Raw genomic sequence first — 17342 nt, 5'->3', positions numbered from 1 at the left:
TATCTAAAAAACAGGTAAATGACGTTTTTTTGTCTATTTCATGATTGTTTTAAAGTATACTATTGGTGTTTTTGGAAGTCAACAAGAATTGCGAATATTCAGTTTTTTATGATTTTTCTATCAGAGCTTGTTTTGCGTCTTGCTTGCCTTTCGTCACGTTCTTCTCTAGGATAAGAACTAGATAAGCCTTCTCATTTGTAAAAAGGAGTGTGCCAAAATGAAATTAGCAGAAGCGTTACTTTTAAGACGAGATTTGAACAATCGTCTGTTTCAATTGCGCAACGAAATCTCTAGCAGTGTGTTAGTCCAAGAAGGCGATACCTTGGATCGTAGTATCACAGAATTGTTCAAGGAATACGATGAGATCAATCAACAGTATTCAGAATTAGTCGTAGCCATCAATCGGAAAAATGCGACTGCCTCTTTAGCAGATAGTGCGTTATTGCTGATGGAAGCACTAGAACAGCGAGAACAGCTGCGCCGCAAGCATGCACTGCTTACGCAAGCACTGGATGAAACCAAAGCAGCTCCCCGAATGGGTCGCAACGAAATTCGACTGGTGCGCACGATCGATACAAAAACGCTAACGGAGCAATTGAATACGACCGCCAAACAGCTGCGAGAATTAGATGGAAAGATCCAACAAACCAACTGGCTAGTCGATCTTTAACAAACATGGGTGGGTGTCAAAGGCGAGCACAAAGCAGGTACAGGCTAATATGTACACTATGGAACGTCTGGCAGAGACGTAAACGTAACAACCACTGCTTACGAATCACAATCGTAACAATCACATTGTATTTTTTAGCGACCACGTGCTGATTTGACTGGATGGGAAAAACCCTCTTCTTTTTTTGAGAAGAGGGTTGTTTTTATCGTATCCAGCCGTACGTGGAGCCGGCTCTTTTACTGAGGAACCTGCTGCTTGTTACTCACAGCGGAAGGACGCGCCAGAAACGCTTGCCCTTTCTCACTGCTCCAAAACGCCTTCATCAATGCCGTCAATCCCTCTTTGGTTTGATTGGCACCAAAGAAAGGACTGCCGGGTTCTAACATGATGCCATTAGCTAAAGCACCGATAGGAAAGGGATCAAAGCCGAAGGCAGCAACGATTTCTGCTATCTGATCGAGGGCGGTTTGGTCATCACCAGCAATGGCGATGGCTTTTTTGGCAGTTCCTCGAGCAGCCGTTCTCGTCAGCAAGGATTCCTCTTGGATATCGTGGTACCCCATATGATTGAATCCTTTGACTACTTTACTTTGGGAAAAATAGCGTTGCACACGTTCCGAAGAAGTCTGCTCGATGGATGAGTATTCTGTTTCTTTGCCATCGACTTCCCACCAATAATTCATGGCATCGATCACTAGCTTGCCAGCCAAAGCTTCTGCTGGCAGCTGTTGGTACTTACTCAATGGGATTGCCAAAAGGATCGTTTGGGCTTCTGTCATCACCTCAACGGCATTTTTTGCGATCGCTCCCGGAGCCAACACAGAAACGGACAAGGCGATTTTTTCTGCTGGCTTCGTACTGGCGATCAAGACCCGATAGCCCGCCTGGGCACCAAGATTTGCGAGTGCTAAGCCTAACTTGCCTGCGCCTAAAATACCGATGGTTTTAGGCATTGCTATCACCTGCTGCCAACAATTCTTTCACCCGTGGAATCACTTTGGTTCCATACAATTCAATCGTTTTGAAACGGTCTTTTTGCAGCTGTCCGCCAGTACCGTAAACCAGATCAAAGCGTTCTACACCGACTTGCGGCATCATACGGGCGATTTTTTGCGCTACGGTTTCTGGACTGCCTACATAGTAAGATCCATGTTCGACTTCAAAGTCAAAGCGCTCTTTGCTCATGGCTGGCCAGCCGCGATCAAGACCGATTTTGTCCATGCTCTTTTTGATGTAGTTCCAGCCGATTTCATAGGCTTCTTCGTCGGTGTCGGCGATCACACCATGGGAGTGCATGCCGATTGGCAAAATCGGTTGCCCCAATTGCTGCGCTGCCTTTTTATACAGATCAACATAGGGCGCAAAACGAGCAGGCTCGCCACCGATGATCGCTAACATAACGGGAAACCCATAACGGACGGCACGAATGATCGATTCAGGGGTTCCACCGACACCTACATAGGTATCTAATTGGTGTCCCTCGATTTTTGGAAAAACGTCGGCATTTTTTAAGGATTGCGTGAACTTGCCTTCCCAAGTTAATGGTTTGCCTTTTCTCAGTTCACTAAACATCGCTGTTTTTTCTTCAAATAGTTCTTCATAATCTTGCAAGTCATAGCCGAATAGAGGGAATGATTCAGTAAAAGATCCTCGTCCCAGCATGATTTGTGCACGACCGTTCGACAACGCGTCAACGGTCGCAAACCGTTCGTAGACCCGCACGGGATCATCCGAACTCAAGACAGTTACACCGGTACCTAATTTGATGGTATTGGTAACCATCGCTAAAGCCGCTAGTACCGTATCAGGACTTGAGATCGAATATTCTTCCCGATGGTGCTCCCCTAAGGCAATGACATCGATGCCGACTTCATCGGCTAATTTCCCTTCTGCCACGATATTGCGCAACGATTCGCTATAACTGATCCGTTCTTTCGTTGTATCATCAAAGGCTAGATCGCCAAACGTATCTAACCCAAATTCAAGATTTCTGTGATTGATGGTCATTTTCTTTTCCTCATTTCTCATTACTGATTCTCTGTTCTCACTATAACAAGGAACAAAAAAAGTTGCGAACAATATGCTTACTTTTTGTAAGTTGCCAATTTTAAAGCAAAAAAACACTTTCCCGAACAAAAATTCAGGAAAGTGTTTGGTCTTTAAAGATAGATCCCTTTACTATGGAGATTCACTAAGCATTCTTCCAAGTATGCTTCATCATGTTCTGGATAGATCGGCGTAGTCAAAGGAACAGCTTGAACGGAGGGTTCCAGCGGCAGATTTTTGCCACGATACGCTGGATCGTACCATTCAGGTGCTGGCCGATAGCCTCGATAGGTCATTTCATCCAGCACTAACTGATGGTATTGAAACAATTTATAGGGCGGATGGGTAAAAACGTAATCGACGGTTGCGTGCTTCTTACCCCAGCCTAGCCCCCGTAAGGCTGCTGCTTCACGATGCTGGCCTAACAGCTGCTGCCGAGGCAAAGCAGGTATCAGCGCTTCATGCCATAAGCGCATCGGTTCAGCCTCCTTTATTCTGCGTCCTGGCTGATGAAATTGTCTTGATTTTCAATAACGATCTTGCCGACTGCATGGTGTGTCTCACTCAATGCGTGGGCATCGTAAATTCCTTGTGCCGTCAATGGGAAGGTTGCACCGATGACACTGTTGACTTTTTCTGCTTCGATCAGCTCTGTCAATTCTGCCAATTGTTTGCCGTTGGTTCGTAACCAAATTGCTTTGGCGAAGATGTCTTTTTCTTTTGCCAAGTCTTCGTCTTCAATACTCAAAATTGAGATCAGACGGCCCTTAGGTTTTAAGACAGTGAAACTTTTCTTCTGGGTGTCGCCCCCCATCGTATCAAAGACCAAATCGATGTCTTGCAAGACTTCTTCAAAATCTGTCGTATGGTAATCGATGATCTCATCGGCACCAAGTTTTTGCAATAACTCATGGTTACGAGGACTAGCCGTCGTGATGACGTAAGCGCCAGCTGCTTTTGCTAGTTGGATCGCATAGGTACCAACTCCGCCTGCTCCGGCATGGATCAAGACTTTTTCCCCTTCTTTTAAACGACCGTGTTCAAACAACGCTTGGTAAGCAGTCAAACCAGCTAATGGCACTGCAGCTGCTTCTGCGTAGTTTTGGTTTTCTGGTTTGATCGCTGCTAACTCAGCATCCACGATGGCGTAATCAGCATACGTCCCAAAACGAGTCGTTTCAGGGCGGGCATAGATCGCATCACCAACTTTGAATTCTGTCACGTCAGCACCTATTTCTACGATATCCCCTGCGACATCCCAGCCTAAAATAATTGGGAAGTCCCACGGAAACATTTGTTTTAAATAGCCTTCTCTTAATTTCCAATCGATCGGGTTGATGGATGTTGCGGCAACTTTGACTAATAATTGATTTGCTTTTAATTCTGGTAATTGGACCGTTGCTTCTTTTAATTGGTCTTTTCCACCATAGGCTTCAATAACGACAGCACGTGTTTCCATTGATGCTTCACTCCTTACATTCATTCTTCATCAAAGAGAGGTTCCTGTTTTTCCATCCCTTGATTTCTCACTTCCCTAGCTTAGGCAAAAGGAGGGAATTTGACAAATGATATGTTTGGAAACTGCCCCAGCCACCTGGCCGTTCCTCCTTCAAAGCCTTGAAAGAAACGGGTTTATTTTTTCTTCATTTTTTTATTGCCTTTTCTTTAAAAATCAATTACGCTACTCAAGAAATACGAAATTGTAGAGAAAGAAGGAATTGATGAATTGAAAAGGTTGTGGGTATTTTTTGGCGGTGTGATCGGCATCACCGCGTTGCTGTTTTTAGGTGCTTCGGTGTTAACGAAAGAATCGGGGGCAGCAACGTCGTCCGACAAAAATACAGTGATTATTTACAATTGGGGCGAATATATTGACCCCGAATTGATCAAAACATTCGAAACTGAGACTGGTTACTCAGTGATTTATAATACATTTGACTCCAACGAAGCGATGGAAACGAAAATCAAACAAGGCGGCTCGCGCTATGATTTGGTTTTCCCTAGCGAATCGATCATTCCGAAAATGATCGAAGAAGGACTGTTAGTGCCTTTAGACCATCAGAAATTGACGGGAACGGAAGATCTGTCGCCTTTTTTGATGGATCAAGCCTTTGATCCTGACAATACCTACTCGATCCCCTATTTTTGGGGCACGATCGGAATCATGGCAAATACTGAAGAAGTTGATGTTTCTTCGATCCATGGCTGGAGTGATTTATGGGACCCTGCATTTAAAAATGATGTATTGATGGTGGATGGTGCTCGCGAAACCTTAGGAATCGCGTTACAGACGCTCGGTCTTTCCCAAAATGAAAAAGACCCGACCAAGGTCACCAAAGCCTTGAAGAAGCTGGAAAGTATCCGTCCCAATGTCAAAGCAGTTTTGACCGACGAGATCAAAACCTTGATGATCAACAACGATGCCCCTTTAGGAATCGGATATTCGGGCGATGCCGCTTATGTGATGGCGGAAAATCCTGCCGTCACCTATATCGTTCCCAATGACGGCGGTGCGATTTGGACAGACAATTTTGCGATCCCGAAAACCGTTGGCAATCTTGAGGGAGCCTACGCCTTCATCAATTTTATGCTGCGACCAGAAAATGCCGCACAAAATGCCGAATACGTGGGCTACGCCACGCCGAGTGAAACGGCCAAAGCCATGCTGCCAGTAGAACTGACTGCTGACAAGGCTTTCTACCCTGAGCCAAGTGCGATGGAACAAATGGAACATTATGAATACTTAGGAAAAGAAGCGGTTGAGCTTTATAACGACCTTTTCCTTGAATGGAAGTTGGGATTATAATTGTCACTATTACTAAAATCTGAACACATCTTTGATACCAAAACGAAAACGACTTTTGCGGGCTTTCTCCTGATAGAAGACCAGAAAATCATGGCTGTAGGTCCTCTTTCAGCGCTGCCAACACTTGCTGAAGACACCCAGGTCATTGATCTCAAAGAACAAATGATCATTCCAGGCTTTATTGATGCTCATGTTCATTTTTATCTTTCCGCATTACTCCATCAAGGGGCACTGACCCATCTTACGGGAGTGACAGAAGAAGCCGTTGCCCAGCAAGTGCCCGCCTTGCCCATCACTCATGGATGGAAAATCGGCATCGGCTGGTTCAGCAGTGATTTCGGTCAGCAAGTCTACCCGACGAAAGATTCGATCGACAACTATTGTGCCGACACGCCTGTCATGCTGATTTCAGGTGATGCCCACAGTATTTGGTTGAATAGCCAAGGGATCGCTGCTTTAGGGATCACACCTGAGAACTTACCAGCAGGGATCAGCGGCGAGGCACTGCTTGACGAAAACAGCGGACAATTAAGCGGCTGCTTTTTAGAAGCGATCGCCATTCATTATTTAGCAAAGGTCTTACAGTCTTTCCAAGCACAAAGCCCTGCTGCCTTTCTGACCTATATGAAGCAGCTCAATCAATACGGCATTACGACGATCGGTGATGTTGCCTTGACAGGAGAAAGCTGGGACGATTTGGTCTACCCCACTCTTTATCGGCAAACAGAAGCAGAAGCGACCTTGCGCGCTGTCTTTTATCCAGCCATGCGAGAAGACATCACGCAACTGAAAAAAACTTACCGTACTTATCGCTCCGAAAAAGTACAAATGGGCGGCGTCAAACAATTTTTTGATGGTGTGACGAGTACGCACACGGCTTTTTTAAAAGAGGAATATGAAACACCGTATTTTGCTGGTGATGTCGGGATGCCGTTGATCGATGTTCAACGGATGCGCCGCTTTATTTTACAAGCCAACCAGCAAGACTGGCCGATGCGCATCCATACCATCGGTGATGAAGCGATTCGACAAGCACTCCTCTTTTATCAAGAAAGTGCTGCTGCTCACCCGCTTTCTAAAGGCAAAGCCAATACTTTGGAACACTTGGAAGTGATGGATGCCGCTGATCTGCCACTAGTTCGCCAAGAACAACTGGTACTCTCCGTACAGCCTAGCCATTTATTAGTCGGTTATGAGACCCTCGATGAAGAAGTAGGCCCTCAGCGTGCCAGTCAAATGTTTCCTTTTCAGTCCTTTCTAGAGCAAGGCGCAACCTTGGCTTTTGGGACTGATACGCCAGTCGTGATCGACGTGACTCCTTTAGACTCGCTGTATTATGCGGTTGCTCGGCAGGAAAAAAACGGCCAGCCAGCAGGCGGATTGATGCCACAAGAAAAAATCTCCATCGCCGATGCCCTCTATGCCCACACCGCAGGCGCCGCCAAAGCCTTGAGTCGGCAAGATATCGGTCGATTAGAAGTTGGCTGTTTAGCCGATCTTTGTATTTTGTCCCAAAATATCTTGCCTTTGACTGCCGAAGAATTGCTTCAAACGACTGTTGAAGCGACCGTATTTGATGGGCAATTTGTTTATCGGGGCAACTGATGAAACACTAGATCTTGTGAAAGTACAAGGTCTGGTGTTTTTCTTTGATAAAAAAATACAGAAACAGGTGCTTAGTTTGGACCACTCTCCCTTTTCGTACTTGCCCCTATCCCTTACGATGGATTCCCTGCTTGGCAGCTATGCTTTATCATAGGTTTTCTTTCGGCCATTTTGATTCGCGTGGATTGGTCTATTCGATTGGCGCAGCAAAAGAATAATTTAAGCGGTTGCCAGTTTCTTTATTTGATGGAAATTCAGAAACATGCCTCTTTTTCCTTGGAGTTTTTTTCCTTTTAACAGCAAACATTGGTCTATTCCATCACCCCTTACTTTCTCCTTCAATCGTTTTTTAAACCTTTGAATAAATTCTTAATAAAATAACTAACAAAAAATAAACTTTTACTATATCCCTTGAATGTAAGCGGTAAATTTGTTATTATTACCAAGGATAAGGAGGTGTTTATCTATTGTATGCGATTAAAATCTTTCATGGTTATCTAACCGCCGAAGGAAAAAGAACACGGGACAAAACAATTGCATTAACCTATACTTGCAGAGAAGATGCTGAACGTTTCGCAAATAAAATCGGCGGGAGAGTTAAAAAAATTGGCTAACCAACTAGAATAAAAAAGGCTGTCAACCTCAGTAGGTGACTGCCTTTTTTTGTTATCTGATTTCCAGCAAATCAAGCAATACTCCTGACTTTTTACATATGTTTAAGCTCCTTTTCTTGTTGAATCGAGAAGTGAAGCAAGTTAGTTGGTTTTGACGCCTTGAGTCTTTATACTGAAACAAAGGCACCAGCCAATCCAAAAAAAGGAGTGACCCGTCCATGTGCGGCCGATACTTATTTGACCCATCAACTGGCGAATTGTCAGAATATTATCAAGAAGCCGCGGCGAAAGCCCGCAAGCGCCAACAGACTGTCGCTGTCAATGATGTTTTCCCTTCCAATCATGTCGTAACCATCGGTGCAAATCAACAACAACAAGTTGTAGCTGGTGTGACAAGATGGGGCTTTACCGGCTTTAAAAAAGGGCATTTGATGATCAATGCCCGTTCTGAGACCGTTGAAGAAAAACCGACTTTTCGCAAACCTTTCCAAGAGCATCGCTGTGTCTTTCCGATGTCTGGTTTCTATGAATGGAATCATGAAAAGGAAAAGTTTCTCTTTTCGCAAGATCACGTGATTTATGCCGCTGGTTTTTATCGCATCCTTCAAAAAGAGGATCAGATCGAAACCGAATCAATCATTCTAACGACTGCCGCGAACGATTCTGTTGAACCAGTCCATGATCGAATGCCTCTGTTCTTAGAAAAAGAAGCGATTGCTTCTTGGATCAATGACTTGGCTTTTGCTCGCCAACAACTCAAAGCAGAAATGCCCAAGCTGAAAACCCAATTGCTCTCTTCTTAACTGCTTGCTACTTCTTTTTCAGCAGAACAAAAACCGCCAAGTCAGCTTTGATTTGGCGGTTTTTCCTACTTTTGCTTTTTCTTAATAAACGGTGAAGGTTTTGCCAGTCATGATCCCAAAGACTGCTTTTTGATACGCTGCAAAAACGGGTGCGTCACCAACGGGAATAAAGCCTTTGAAAGAATCGGCGAAGGTTTCCCAAGAGCCCACAAGTGCATTGGGACTGACTGCATTGATTCGTACCCCATGACCGATCTCAAAAGCTGCCGATGCCACGAAGGCTTCTAAACCGCCGTTGACCAGTGCTGAAGGCGTGCCCATTGGGATAAATTCGTCTTTGATAATTCCAGAAGTCAGTGTGATACTGCCGCCTTCATTGAGAAAATGCTGGCCAATCAACGCAAGGTTGACTTGTCCTTGCAGCTTCGAAGCCACCGACTGTTGAATATCTGCTGGCGTCAATTCCTCAAAGGGTTTAAACACTGTGCTTCCCGCAGCGGAAACAGTGGCATCCACTTTCCCAGTAGCTGCAAATAGCTGGCTGACACTGTCTGCATCCGCAATTTCGACTTGATGATCGCCGCTGCTACGGCTAGCCGTGATCAGCTCCACCTCTGGTAGCTGCTGAAAGCCTTCAACTAAAAGCTGCCCAAGTGTGCCGGTATGTCCAATCAAAAGTAATTTCATTTCCTCGCCTCTTTTTTTGTTTTGTGCTTCGATTCTAACCCAACCAAGCGATTTCGACCATTCATCTGCTTTTCCTGCCTTATTGATCTATTCTTACCCTTCCCCATTTGTTCCCCTACTACCTGCGTAGTGATTGGAATCACCTATCACGAAAGCAATTGACAACTTTCTCATCTTGTTCTAAGATACTACTAATTTCATACACATGCAGTGAGAAGAAGAGTACGATCCCCCCTTTCTTTCAAGAGAGCTCGGAACTGGTGGAAACGAGTAAGGAAGACGATCCGAAGATGACCTTTGAGCATTCGTGGACGAACAATCCCCGACGGAGAAAGCCCGATAGCGCAATGCAGTTTATTTGATGAACTGACTGAGGTTTTTTGTTTCAACAAAAAACAAATGAAGGTGGTACCGCGAAATGATCGTCCTTCCCAAAGAATTGTCTTTGGGAAGGTTTTTTTTATAAAAAAGGAGGAAGAGGTATGAAACGAAGGATTCGATTAGGTATGGGCATTGGTCTGTTGTCCTTGGTCTTATTTACGGGCTGTGGCAACCAAGAAGAAGTGACCGGAAATGCCGAAGAACAGCAGACAGAAATCAGAGTTGGTACGACACCAGGACCTTACAGCGAGCTGTTTCTTCAGGGAATCAAACCGATTTTAGAAGAAGCTGGCTATACCGTGACCGATATTGGCTTTACTGGGGTGTTGGAAGCAGACATTGCACTGAACGATGGCGAAATCGACTTAAACGTGGATCAGCATACCGCCTATTTAGAGAACTTTAATGAAAACACGGGTGCCGATTTGGTGGGTATCACACCGATCCCTACCGTTCCAGCTGGCTTGTATCCTGGCAGAAAGGACAATTTAGCAGCGATTGAAGCAAACGATACCATCGGGATTCCCAATGATCCGTCAAACAGCGCCCGTGCCCTGTTGCTGCTGCAAAAAGCTGGCTGGATCGAACTTGACCCCGAAGTGGCGCCCATTGACGCGACGTTAAGAACCATTACTGACAATCCTTATAACCTGGATATCGTCGAGATGGATTCTGCGAAAATCCCCCGCAGCTTAGCAGACTTAGACTATGCGGTGATTCCCGGCAGCATCGTTTATAGTGCTGGAATTGCTGCAGAGGAAAGCTTATTAAGTGAAGACATTTTGCAAGAGTATGAACTGGTGGCAACGGTCAAAGAAGCCAACCAAGACAGTGATTGGGCACAGGCAGTGGTGGCAGCATATCGTTCTGAAGCCTTTAAAGAACTGCTGGCAGAAGAGAATCAAACGGGCTATTGGTTTATTCCTGAAGAATTGCAATAACCGCTTCACAAGTAGCAATAAGCAGCAACTGTCGTCTTATTTTTTAAGAAGCTTCTATTATAGAAGGAAAAGAACTGACTACTATTGATTGGTGAACCCTTTTTCCGTCTGAATCTTTGTAAAGGAGGTCAAAAATTGAATATTCAACAAATGCGGATCGTGCAAGCGATCGCTGACCATGGAAGTTTTCGTGAAGCAGCCAAACGGCTGTATCTCTCACAGCCAAGTCTTTCCCAAGCCGTGAAAGAGTTGGAAGCAGAATTGGAGGTCCAGCTTTTCGAGCGTACGAATCAAGGTGCCCGCTTGACTGCCGAAGGCTCGGAATTTCTAGACCATGCCCAGCCGATCTTGAGTCAAGTGGCGCAGCTGCAAACGCGTTATTCCAGCAAGCAAGCAGCGAGTCAAACCTTCGCCATCGCAAGCCAGCACTATGATTTCACGGCTGGAATTTTCAGTGAACTGCTACAGGAATTTCCCAACTGCCGCCAGTTTCGCCTATTAGAAACCACGACCTTAAAGGTGATCACGGACGTGCAGCAATATCGAAGTGAATTTGGGGTTCTTTATTTGAATGAGCAAAACCAAGCAGGATTGGAACGACTGTTACAAGGCGCCCAATTGTCCTTCGAAGCGTTGGGACGGTTTCGCCCCCATGTCTTTTTACGAGCGACTCATCCCTTGACAGAAAAAAAGCAGCTTTCCTTAAAGGATCTTGCGCCTTATCCGCAAGTACGCTTTTTGCAAGAAGATGAACGCTATTCGTTCTTTTCCGAGGATTTGATCGACTTTGCTCAAAGCCCTCAAGTGGTGCATGTCAGCGATCGAGGCACAATGGTCCAGCTATTACAGCAGACGGATCTTTATGGAACCGGCTCGGGGATCGTTGCCCAACCAGAACGCCAAGGCTTGGCTTTTCTTCCTTTGATCGACGCGTCCGAGGGTGAGATCATCCTCATTAAAAAGAACGATCGCCCATTATCAGTGATCGGCGAGCGTTTCTTAACAAAATTACGACAACACCTTGCCGCTTTTCCTACTGATATATAAGCGAAGGCCTCCTCTTCCTACTCCCCATAGATGATTGGCTGCACCTTCGCATTATATAAAAAATCCTTGAGCCACTTCCCATGCAGGAGGCTCAAGGATTTTCTTTTACGGTTACTGTTGTCGGCAATCACCGCTGATTACAGCTGCTCTGCCTGCATTTGATACATTTGCTGATAGATTCCTTGCCCTTGGACAAGACTCGCATGGGTTCCCCGTTCCACGATCTTCCCTTGGTCTAGGACCAAGATTTGATCGGCTTGTTTGATCGTTGACAAACGGTGAGCGATCATGAAGGTCGTCCGTCCTTTTTGCAAGACGGTCATCGCCTTTTGAATGATGGACTCTGTTTCAGTGTCCACATGGCTCGTCGCTTCATCCAGAATCAAGATTTTTGGATCAAACACCAGCGCACGGGCGAAACTGATCAGCTGGCGTTCTCCACTAGAAAACTCATTGCCTTTTTCAACGACTGGATGATGGATGCCTTTTTCGTAGCGGCTCAAAAGGTAGTCAGCGCCGACTTGCTTCAAGGCATCGATAATCATCGCTTCGGTGATCGTTGGATCGTTCATCCCGATGTTGCTGGCGATCGTTCCAGTAAATAGATAGGGATCTTGCATGACGATCGCCATTGAATCTCTTAAACTATGACGATCATAATCAGCGATCACTTGTCCATCCACAACGATTTTTCCCTGCTGCGGATCATAAAAACGGAACAACAGGTTCAAAATACTCGATTTTCCAGAACCAGTATGACCAACTAAAGCAATGGTCTCTCCTGCGGCAACGTCAAAGTTGATATCGTGCAAGATCGCTTGCTCAGGGTCGTAGCCAAAGGTCACTTGTTGGAAAGAAACATCGCCATTCGTAACAGTCAGCTGCTCACTTTGTTGTTTTTCAACCGGCTGATCAGCAAACTCAAAGACCCGCTGTCCAGCAGCTAATGATTGCTGCACATTGGTGATGGTTTGGACAAGCCCTTCGATGGGATCATACAGGCGGTTGATGTAATCAATAAAGGCATACAGCAAGCCTGCTGAGATCGCCAAGCGACCATCAAGGAAAAAGGCGGCCAAGGTCGTGATCAAAATCAAGATCGTTGAATTTCGCAACAAGTTGCCTAATCCCCAAGCGATACTTGAATCGAGCAAGAGGTATTTACGTCCAGTTTTGAACCATTTCTCTACTGTTTCATTAAATTCTTTCTGCAACTGATTTTCTCGTTGGAAGGCTTGGATGATCGCCATTCCTTGGACAAATTCATTCAACTGCCCACTGATTTGTGAGATGTATTCCCGCATTGCTAAATTGTAACGGGAGGCATATTTGGTATAAAAATGCTGCCAGATTCCTAAAATCGGGATCAAAATCAGCATCGCTGCTCCTAAGGTGCGGTTCAAAAGAAACAATGCAATAAACGCCCCAATGATTTGGATGATGTTGCTTAACAAATTACTGATCACGATCACGTAGAAATTCGACCGCAAGACTTCAGTGTCATTCGTTATTCGTGCGACGACTTTACCTGCTGGGATCTGGTCAAAGTAAGAAACCGGTAATTTGTGCATATGGTCAAAAAGCTGATCCCGCATTTTTTTGACGATACTGTTGGACATTTTTCGCAATTGCAGCAAGCTGATATAACGAAAGAGGGAACCAATCAAATTGACCAGCAAATACCCAGCGAGTAATTGGATCAAAAGCATCGTGTCTAAATTGCTACTGTTAACCGCCGGTGTCATCACTCGGTCGATCAGCTGCTTGGCAATCAGTGGGGAAGTCAGTTCGAGCGCTGCAGCCAGCAACAGCAAGATCGCACCCACGATAAATTGTTTTTTATAATAGCTCAAATACGTGAGCAAACGTTTAATCGTTGAGAACACTCGTATCGTCCTCCTTTAACTGTTGATGATAATACTGCTCTTGGTACCAGCCTGGCGTTTCGATCAACTCCTGATGGGTACCACGTTGTGTGATCCGACCGTCTTCTAAGACGATGATTTGATCCGCTTCGGTGATGGCGGACAATCGATGGGTCACGATGATGGAGGTCGGTGCCTGCTTCATCGTTTTCAAATTCGTGATGATGGCTTGTTCCGTTTTGGCATCAACTGCCGAAAGGGCATCATCCAGTAAGAGGACTTCACTGTTTCGTAAAAACGCCCGTGCTAAGGACAAGCGTTGTTTTTGTCCACCAGAAAGGGAAACTCCTTTCTCACCGACGACCGTTTCGAGCCCTTCTGGCATCCGCTTGATGTCTTCGCTAAAGCAAGCAGCTTCCAGTGCTTCCCACAATACTTCTTCGGAAGCGTCTGGTTGCCCGAATAACAAGTTCTCGCGAATCGTTCGTGAAAACAAGGTATGTTCTTGCGGTACTTCTGCAAAGTGGTTGCGCACTGCTGTTGTTTGATAGGCCGTCAACGGCTGCTCGTTGATCAAGGGGACTTGATCAGAGTATGGATAGCGGTGACCGAATTGTCTTAGCAGCGTCGTTTTTCCGCTGCCGGTCTTCCCAACGATCCCTAAGACTTCTCCACGAGTGATCGTCAAATCCAGTCCTTCTAACACATAACGAGCTGCTTGCGGGTATTGGAAATGGTATGCTTCAAAACGGATCGTATTGATGGCTTGCAGGTCGGCTTCGCCTGGCGTTTCTAATTCATCCCCCGTCTGCAGCACTTCATTGATCCGACGCCAGGATGCGGCACCTTGCTGCATCACATTCACAAGATCTCCTGCTGAGATCATCGGCCAAACGACCATAGTCAAGTACACTTGGAAAGAGACCATCGCACCGATGGTGATCGTTTGGTTGGCAACAAGAAACGCCCCCACACCAAAGCTCATCACGAAACTGATCGCTAAGATGATGGTAATCAGCGGCCCAAAACGGGAATCGATCTCAGAAACGATATTGTTTTTCGCTCGTGTTTCCAGTGTTTTCTTTTGAAACTGTTCCGTGGTGGCTCCTTCTAATCCATAAGCTCGGACGACCCGAATGCCATCAATGATCTCCAGCACTTCACTGTTCATCTCAGAAACAGAATTCTGCGCTTCCGTAAACGCCTTATCGACTTGCGAGCCCCATTTGAAAATGTAATAGGCTAAAAGCGGCATTGGAATCAAGGCAATCAAGGTCAGTAGCCAAGAAACCGTCCCAGCCATCATCGCTACGATAAAACTTAGATACAAACTAGTATTTAAGAAAACCATCAGTCCATACCCAATGGTCATCCCCATCACTTGGACATCGTCACTGGAACGAGTCATTAAATCACCTGTTCGGAAACGATGGTAAAACGGCGCCCCCATTTTGAGAAAGTGGCTCATCAATTGTTCCCGTAATTGTTTTTGCAGATCGTAGGAACCAATAAATAAATTAAACGTCCAAACAAATTCCGCCAAATATCCTAACAAGATAGCTCCCGCGAAGAGGCTCACATATTGGATCAGTACGGAGTAATCAAAATTATCTTGAATCAACGCATCGATGAACAAGCGCAGAATATAGATCGGTGCGACATACATCGCACTAGCGATCACCATAAAGACGAATACAAAGGTATAGCGCACCTTATGTTCTTTAAAATACGTTGTTAATTGTTTTAATACATACTTCATGTTTTATCCCTCACATTCTAAAAAAGTACACAAAAAAGCTCTGTCCCTTCGGAAAAAGGACAGAGCATAAACGTCGTTATTATAGACATTATCTGTACACTAATGGTTACCGAATGAGGGATTCACTTTATTCAATTTGGTTGTTTTTTTATCAAATACTTTTTGCATCGTAATCCCTCCTTCTCTTTTTATTTTTGCTGACTACACCTAACACTTTACAGATAAGTTTCTGAGAATGCAACAATTTTTATTAATTTTTTTTCAAAAAGATTGACTTTTCTAAAAAGGCGTTTCTCAATTTCTCGCTTTTTAACAACTATTTTTTGAAAACGAATTCTCGGTTTATCCTAAGCGTTGCAAGGAATTTGGCAAAATAAAAAAACAGATGCCCCTCACTTCAACAAGCGTTGTTTGGTCAGCACACTTGGTTGAAAAAAAGTTCCTCTGTTTTCTTACTTCCTGTTTATTCTGAGACAGATGCTAGGCGATAGGATACTGTTCGTCCAAAAGGAAACACTTGCACTCCTTGCAAACGATCTGTTTTCAAATACGCTACCGCTCCTTGATATAACGGCAAGACGGCTGTATCTTCAACGATCAATTGTTTCTCGAGTTCTTTCAATAAGTCCCAACGGGCAACTGGATCGTTTGCTAAAGTCGTCCGTGCTTCTTGTAACCCTTGGTCGTACCTTTCACTAGCATACCCAGAGGTATTCAAGCCACCTGTCGAATCATAAAATTCTAAGAAGTTGATCGGGTCCGCGTAATCTGGTGTCCAAGTCCCGAAGACGAGATCAAATTCACCTTGGGATTGCAAGTCCAAGCGGTTTTGTAAAGGAATCGACTTGGCATCGATGGTTAATCCAGGCAAATTGGTTTCTAACTGTCCTTGGACAAATTCGATGGTTTTCTTGGCTGCTGCTGTATCTGCTGACAACAGTTCCAAAGTGATCTCGTCTTGTCCCAACTCTTCTTTGGCTTGTGCCCAAAGCGCTTGTGCGGCTGTTAGATCATACGGCAGTAAATCGCCATTTTCTTCACGAAAATCTTGGTCTGTTTCAGGATCTTTGGCAAAGTTGCTTGGCACAAAGCCGTTTAATGCAGTGGACCCATCACCTAAGATATTTTCAGCAAATGCCTCTTTGTCAATAGCTTGTAAAATCGCCTGACGTACCTTGACATTGCCTGTGACTTCTCGTTTTTGGTTGGCACTTAAATACCCCACCAGCGCCTTTGGCACATAGTTGGCTTGAGCTGAGTTTTGGTATTGCTGTGCGTACGTATCCGTTAAGGTGGTGTAGTCCAGTTCTCCTGTTTCAAAAAGGCTGACACCAGTTGCCGTTTCCTTCACTACTTGCACGTCGATCTTGGTCAATTGGACATTCTCAGAATCCCAATAATCAGGATTTTTCGTTAACGTCCATGATTCATTGGTTCCGTTCCACCCTTCGATCAAGAATGGGCCGTTGCCAACAAAATTTTCCGCTGATAACCCATAATCGGCACCTTTTTCTTCAGCAAACGCTTGGTTTTTTGGCATAAAAGGTGTCCCGACCAGAATCTGATCCAAATACGAGATTGGACTTGCCAATGTCAGCTCTAACGTCTGCTGGTCCAATGCTTTGGCACCTAACTCACTGACCTCAGCATCTCCTTGACGTACTTGACTGCCATTTTTCAACACATCCATTTGATTGCTGCTGCTAGAACCGTTCTCTGGATTGGCAACATATTGAAAGGCGTAGACAAAATCATCCGCTGTAACAGGATCGCCATTGCTCCATGTTGCATCACGAATGGTGAAGGTATAAACCAGTCCATCTTCTGATACCGTAGGCTCTTCAGCGGCCATCGCAAGCTCAGGATCCCCCTCTTGATCCAGACGGTATAACCCTTCTGCCACTTGTCCGATCATATCGGAACTGTTGACATCCGTGTATTGCCCGCTATCAAGGGTCGATAAGGCGCCCGCGGTTGACACTTGAATCTCTTGCGCAACAGCGCCTTGCTCCTCTTGCTGTCCAGAATCCGTCGTGGGACTCGTGGTACTGCAGGCACTTAAAACCAATACTGTGAAAGCAGTGATACCAATCATTTTCTTTTTCATTTTTCTCCTCC

At 45.1% G+C, this 17342-nt stretch carries 15 protein-coding genes and 1 other annotated feature; of the genes, 7 read left to right on the top strand and 8 right to left on the bottom strand.

The window, feature by feature from the left end; genetic code table 11:
* The first annotated feature begins 217 nt into the window (after positions 1–217).
* Positions 218–670: a DIP1984 family protein gene (locus ECA1_RS03565; RefSeq protein WP_010747700.1), complete on the top strand. Its 453-nt coding sequence runs from the start codon at positions 218–220 to the stop codon at positions 668–670.
* Between the two features lie 236 nt (positions 671–906).
* Here the strand turns inward: ECA1_RS03565 and ECA1_RS03560 are convergent, their stop codons facing one another.
* From ECA1_RS03560 to ECA1_RS03545, 4 genes are all read right to left on the bottom strand, one after another.
* Complete coding sequence (locus ECA1_RS03560) at positions 907–1623, bottom strand: NADPH-dependent F420 reductase (protein ID WP_060791755.1); 717 nt, start codon at positions 1621–1623, stop codon at positions 907–909.
* Positions 1616–2677, bottom strand: a complete 1062-nt coding sequence (locus ECA1_RS03555) for an LLM class flavin-dependent oxidoreductase (RefSeq protein ID WP_010747698.1) — start codon at positions 2675–2677, stop codon at positions 1616–1618. Before ECA1_RS03555 ends, ECA1_RS03560 begins: the two co-directional genes overlap by 8 nt.
* A gap of 152 nt (positions 2678–2829) precedes the next feature.
* Positions 2830–3192 carry a TIGR02328 family protein gene (locus tag ECA1_RS03550; RefSeq protein WP_010747697.1) on the bottom strand — a complete coding sequence of 121 codons (363 nt, stop codon included), beginning with the start codon at positions 3190–3192 and terminating at the stop codon, positions 2830–2832.
* 14 nt (positions 3193–3206) lie between these two features.
* Positions 3207–4175 (bottom strand): NADP-dependent oxidoreductase, encoded by a 969-nt coding sequence (locus ECA1_RS03545; RefSeq protein ID WP_060791754.1) that lies wholly within the window; start codon positions 4173–4175, stop codon positions 3207–3209.
* Positions 4176–4442: 267 nt separating this feature from the next.
* On the opposite strand from ECA1_RS03545, the gene ECA1_RS03540 reads away from it, so the two are divergent.
* The 4 genes from ECA1_RS03540 (at position 4443) to ECA1_RS03530 (ending at position 8544) form a co-directional block, all read left to right on the top strand.
* Positions 4443–5522 (top strand): ABC transporter substrate-binding protein, encoded by a 1080-nt coding sequence (locus ECA1_RS03540; RefSeq protein WP_010747695.1) that lies wholly within the window; start codon positions 4443–4445, stop codon positions 5520–5522.
* Positions 5523–7127, top strand: coding sequence for an amidohydrolase (locus tag ECA1_RS03535; RefSeq protein WP_060791753.1), 1605 nt, complete (start codon positions 5523–5525; stop codon positions 7125–7127).
* Positions 7128–7594: 467 nt separating this feature from the next.
* Positions 7595–7741, top strand: coding sequence for a hypothetical protein (locus ECA1_RS17605; protein WP_005234527.1), 147 nt, complete (start codon positions 7595–7597; stop codon positions 7739–7741).
* A 218-nt stretch (positions 7742–7959) separates the two neighbouring features.
* On the top strand, positions 7960–8544 hold the full coding sequence (locus ECA1_RS03530; protein ID WP_060791752.1) for an SOS response-associated peptidase: 585 nt from the start codon (positions 7960–7962) through the stop codon (positions 8542–8544).
* Between the two features lie 81 nt (positions 8545–8625).
* On the opposite strand, the gene ECA1_RS03525 is transcribed toward ECA1_RS03530, so the two are convergent.
* Positions 8626–9231, bottom strand: a complete 606-nt coding sequence (locus ECA1_RS03525; RefSeq protein ID WP_060791751.1) for a short chain dehydrogenase — start codon at positions 9229–9231, stop codon at positions 8626–8628.
* Between the two features lie 201 nt (positions 9232–9432).
* Positions 9433–9664, top strand: a binding site (T-box leader).
* Between the two features lie 49 nt (positions 9665–9713).
* On the opposite strand from ECA1_RS03525, the gene ECA1_RS03515 reads away from it, so the two are divergent.
* Positions 9714–10553 (top strand): MetQ/NlpA family ABC transporter substrate-binding protein, encoded by an 840-nt coding sequence (locus ECA1_RS03515; protein ID WP_060791750.1) that lies wholly within the window; start codon positions 9714–9716, stop codon positions 10551–10553.
* A 135-nt stretch (positions 10554–10688) separates the two neighbouring features.
* The gene (locus ECA1_RS03510; RefSeq protein WP_060791749.1) at positions 10689–11600 is read left to right on the top strand and encodes a LysR family transcriptional regulator; all 912 of its coding nucleotides are present in this window, start codon (positions 10689–10691) and stop codon (positions 11598–11600) included.
* A gap of 137 nt (positions 11601–11737) precedes the next feature.
* On the opposite strand, the gene ECA1_RS03505 is transcribed toward ECA1_RS03510, so the two are convergent.
* The 3 genes from ECA1_RS03505 to ECA1_RS03495 form a co-directional block, all read right to left on the bottom strand.
* Positions 11738–13486 carry an ABC transporter ATP-binding protein gene (locus tag ECA1_RS03505; protein ID WP_060791748.1) on the bottom strand — a complete coding sequence of 583 codons (1749 nt, stop codon included), beginning with the start codon at positions 13484–13486 and terminating at the stop codon, positions 11738–11740.
* Positions 13470–15224 (bottom strand): ABC transporter ATP-binding protein, encoded by a 1755-nt coding sequence (locus ECA1_RS03500; protein WP_010747689.1) that lies wholly within the window; start codon positions 15222–15224, stop codon positions 13470–13472. Before ECA1_RS03500 ends, ECA1_RS03505 begins: the two co-directional genes overlap by 17 nt.
* Positions 15225–15687: 463 nt before the next feature.
* Positions 15688–17331, bottom strand: coding sequence for a peptide ABC transporter substrate-binding protein (locus ECA1_RS03495; RefSeq protein ID WP_060791747.1), 1644 nt, complete (start codon positions 17329–17331; stop codon positions 15688–15690).
* Between the last annotated feature and the right edge of the window lie 11 nt (positions 17332–17342).

Origin of the sequence: Enterococcus casseliflavus NBRC 100478 (assembly GCF_001544095.1) — a bacterium.
Taxonomy (GTDB): Bacteria; Bacillota; Bacilli; order Lactobacillales; family Enterococcaceae; genus Enterococcus_D; species Enterococcus_D casseliflavus.
This window is presented reverse-complemented; position numbering and strand designations above follow the sequence as displayed.

Bases quoted from the DNA above. Each gene is read 5' to 3' on its own strand.
- ECA1_RS03565 (WP_010747700.1), top strand. From the start codon at position 218: ATGAAATTAGCAGAAGCGTTACTTTTAAGACGAGATTTGAACAATCGT.
- ECA1_RS03560 (WP_060791755.1), bottom strand. From the start codon at position 1,623: ATGCCTAAAACCATCGGTATTTTAGGCGCAGGCAAGTTAGGCTTAGCA.
- ECA1_RS03555 (WP_010747698.1), bottom strand. From the start codon at position 2,677: ATGACCATCAATCACAGAAATCTTGAATTTGGGTTAGATACGTTTGGC.
- ECA1_RS03550 (WP_010747697.1), bottom strand. From the start codon at position 3,192: ATGCGCTTATGGCATGAAGCGCTGATACCTGCTTTGCCTCGGCAGCAG.
- ECA1_RS03545 (WP_060791754.1), bottom strand. From the start codon at position 4,175: ATGGAAACACGTGCTGTCGTTATTGAAGCCTATGGTGGAAAAGACCAA.
- ECA1_RS03530 (WP_060791752.1), top strand. From the start codon at position 7,960: ATGTGCGGCCGATACTTATTTGACCCATCAACTGGCGAATTGTCAGAA.
- ECA1_RS03525 (WP_060791751.1), bottom strand. From the start codon at position 9,231: ATGAAATTACTTTTGATTGGACATACCGGCACACTTGGGCAGCTTTTA.
- ECA1_RS03515 (WP_060791750.1), top strand. From the start codon at position 9,714: ATGAAACGAAGGATTCGATTAGGTATGGGCATTGGTCTGTTGTCCTTG.
- ECA1_RS03500 (WP_010747689.1), bottom strand. From the start codon at position 15,224: ATGAAGTATGTATTAAAACAATTAACAACGTATTTTAAAGAACATAAG.
- ECA1_RS03495 (WP_060791747.1), bottom strand. From the start codon at position 17,331: ATGAAAAAGAAAATGATTGGTATCACTGCTTTCACAGTATTGGTTTTA.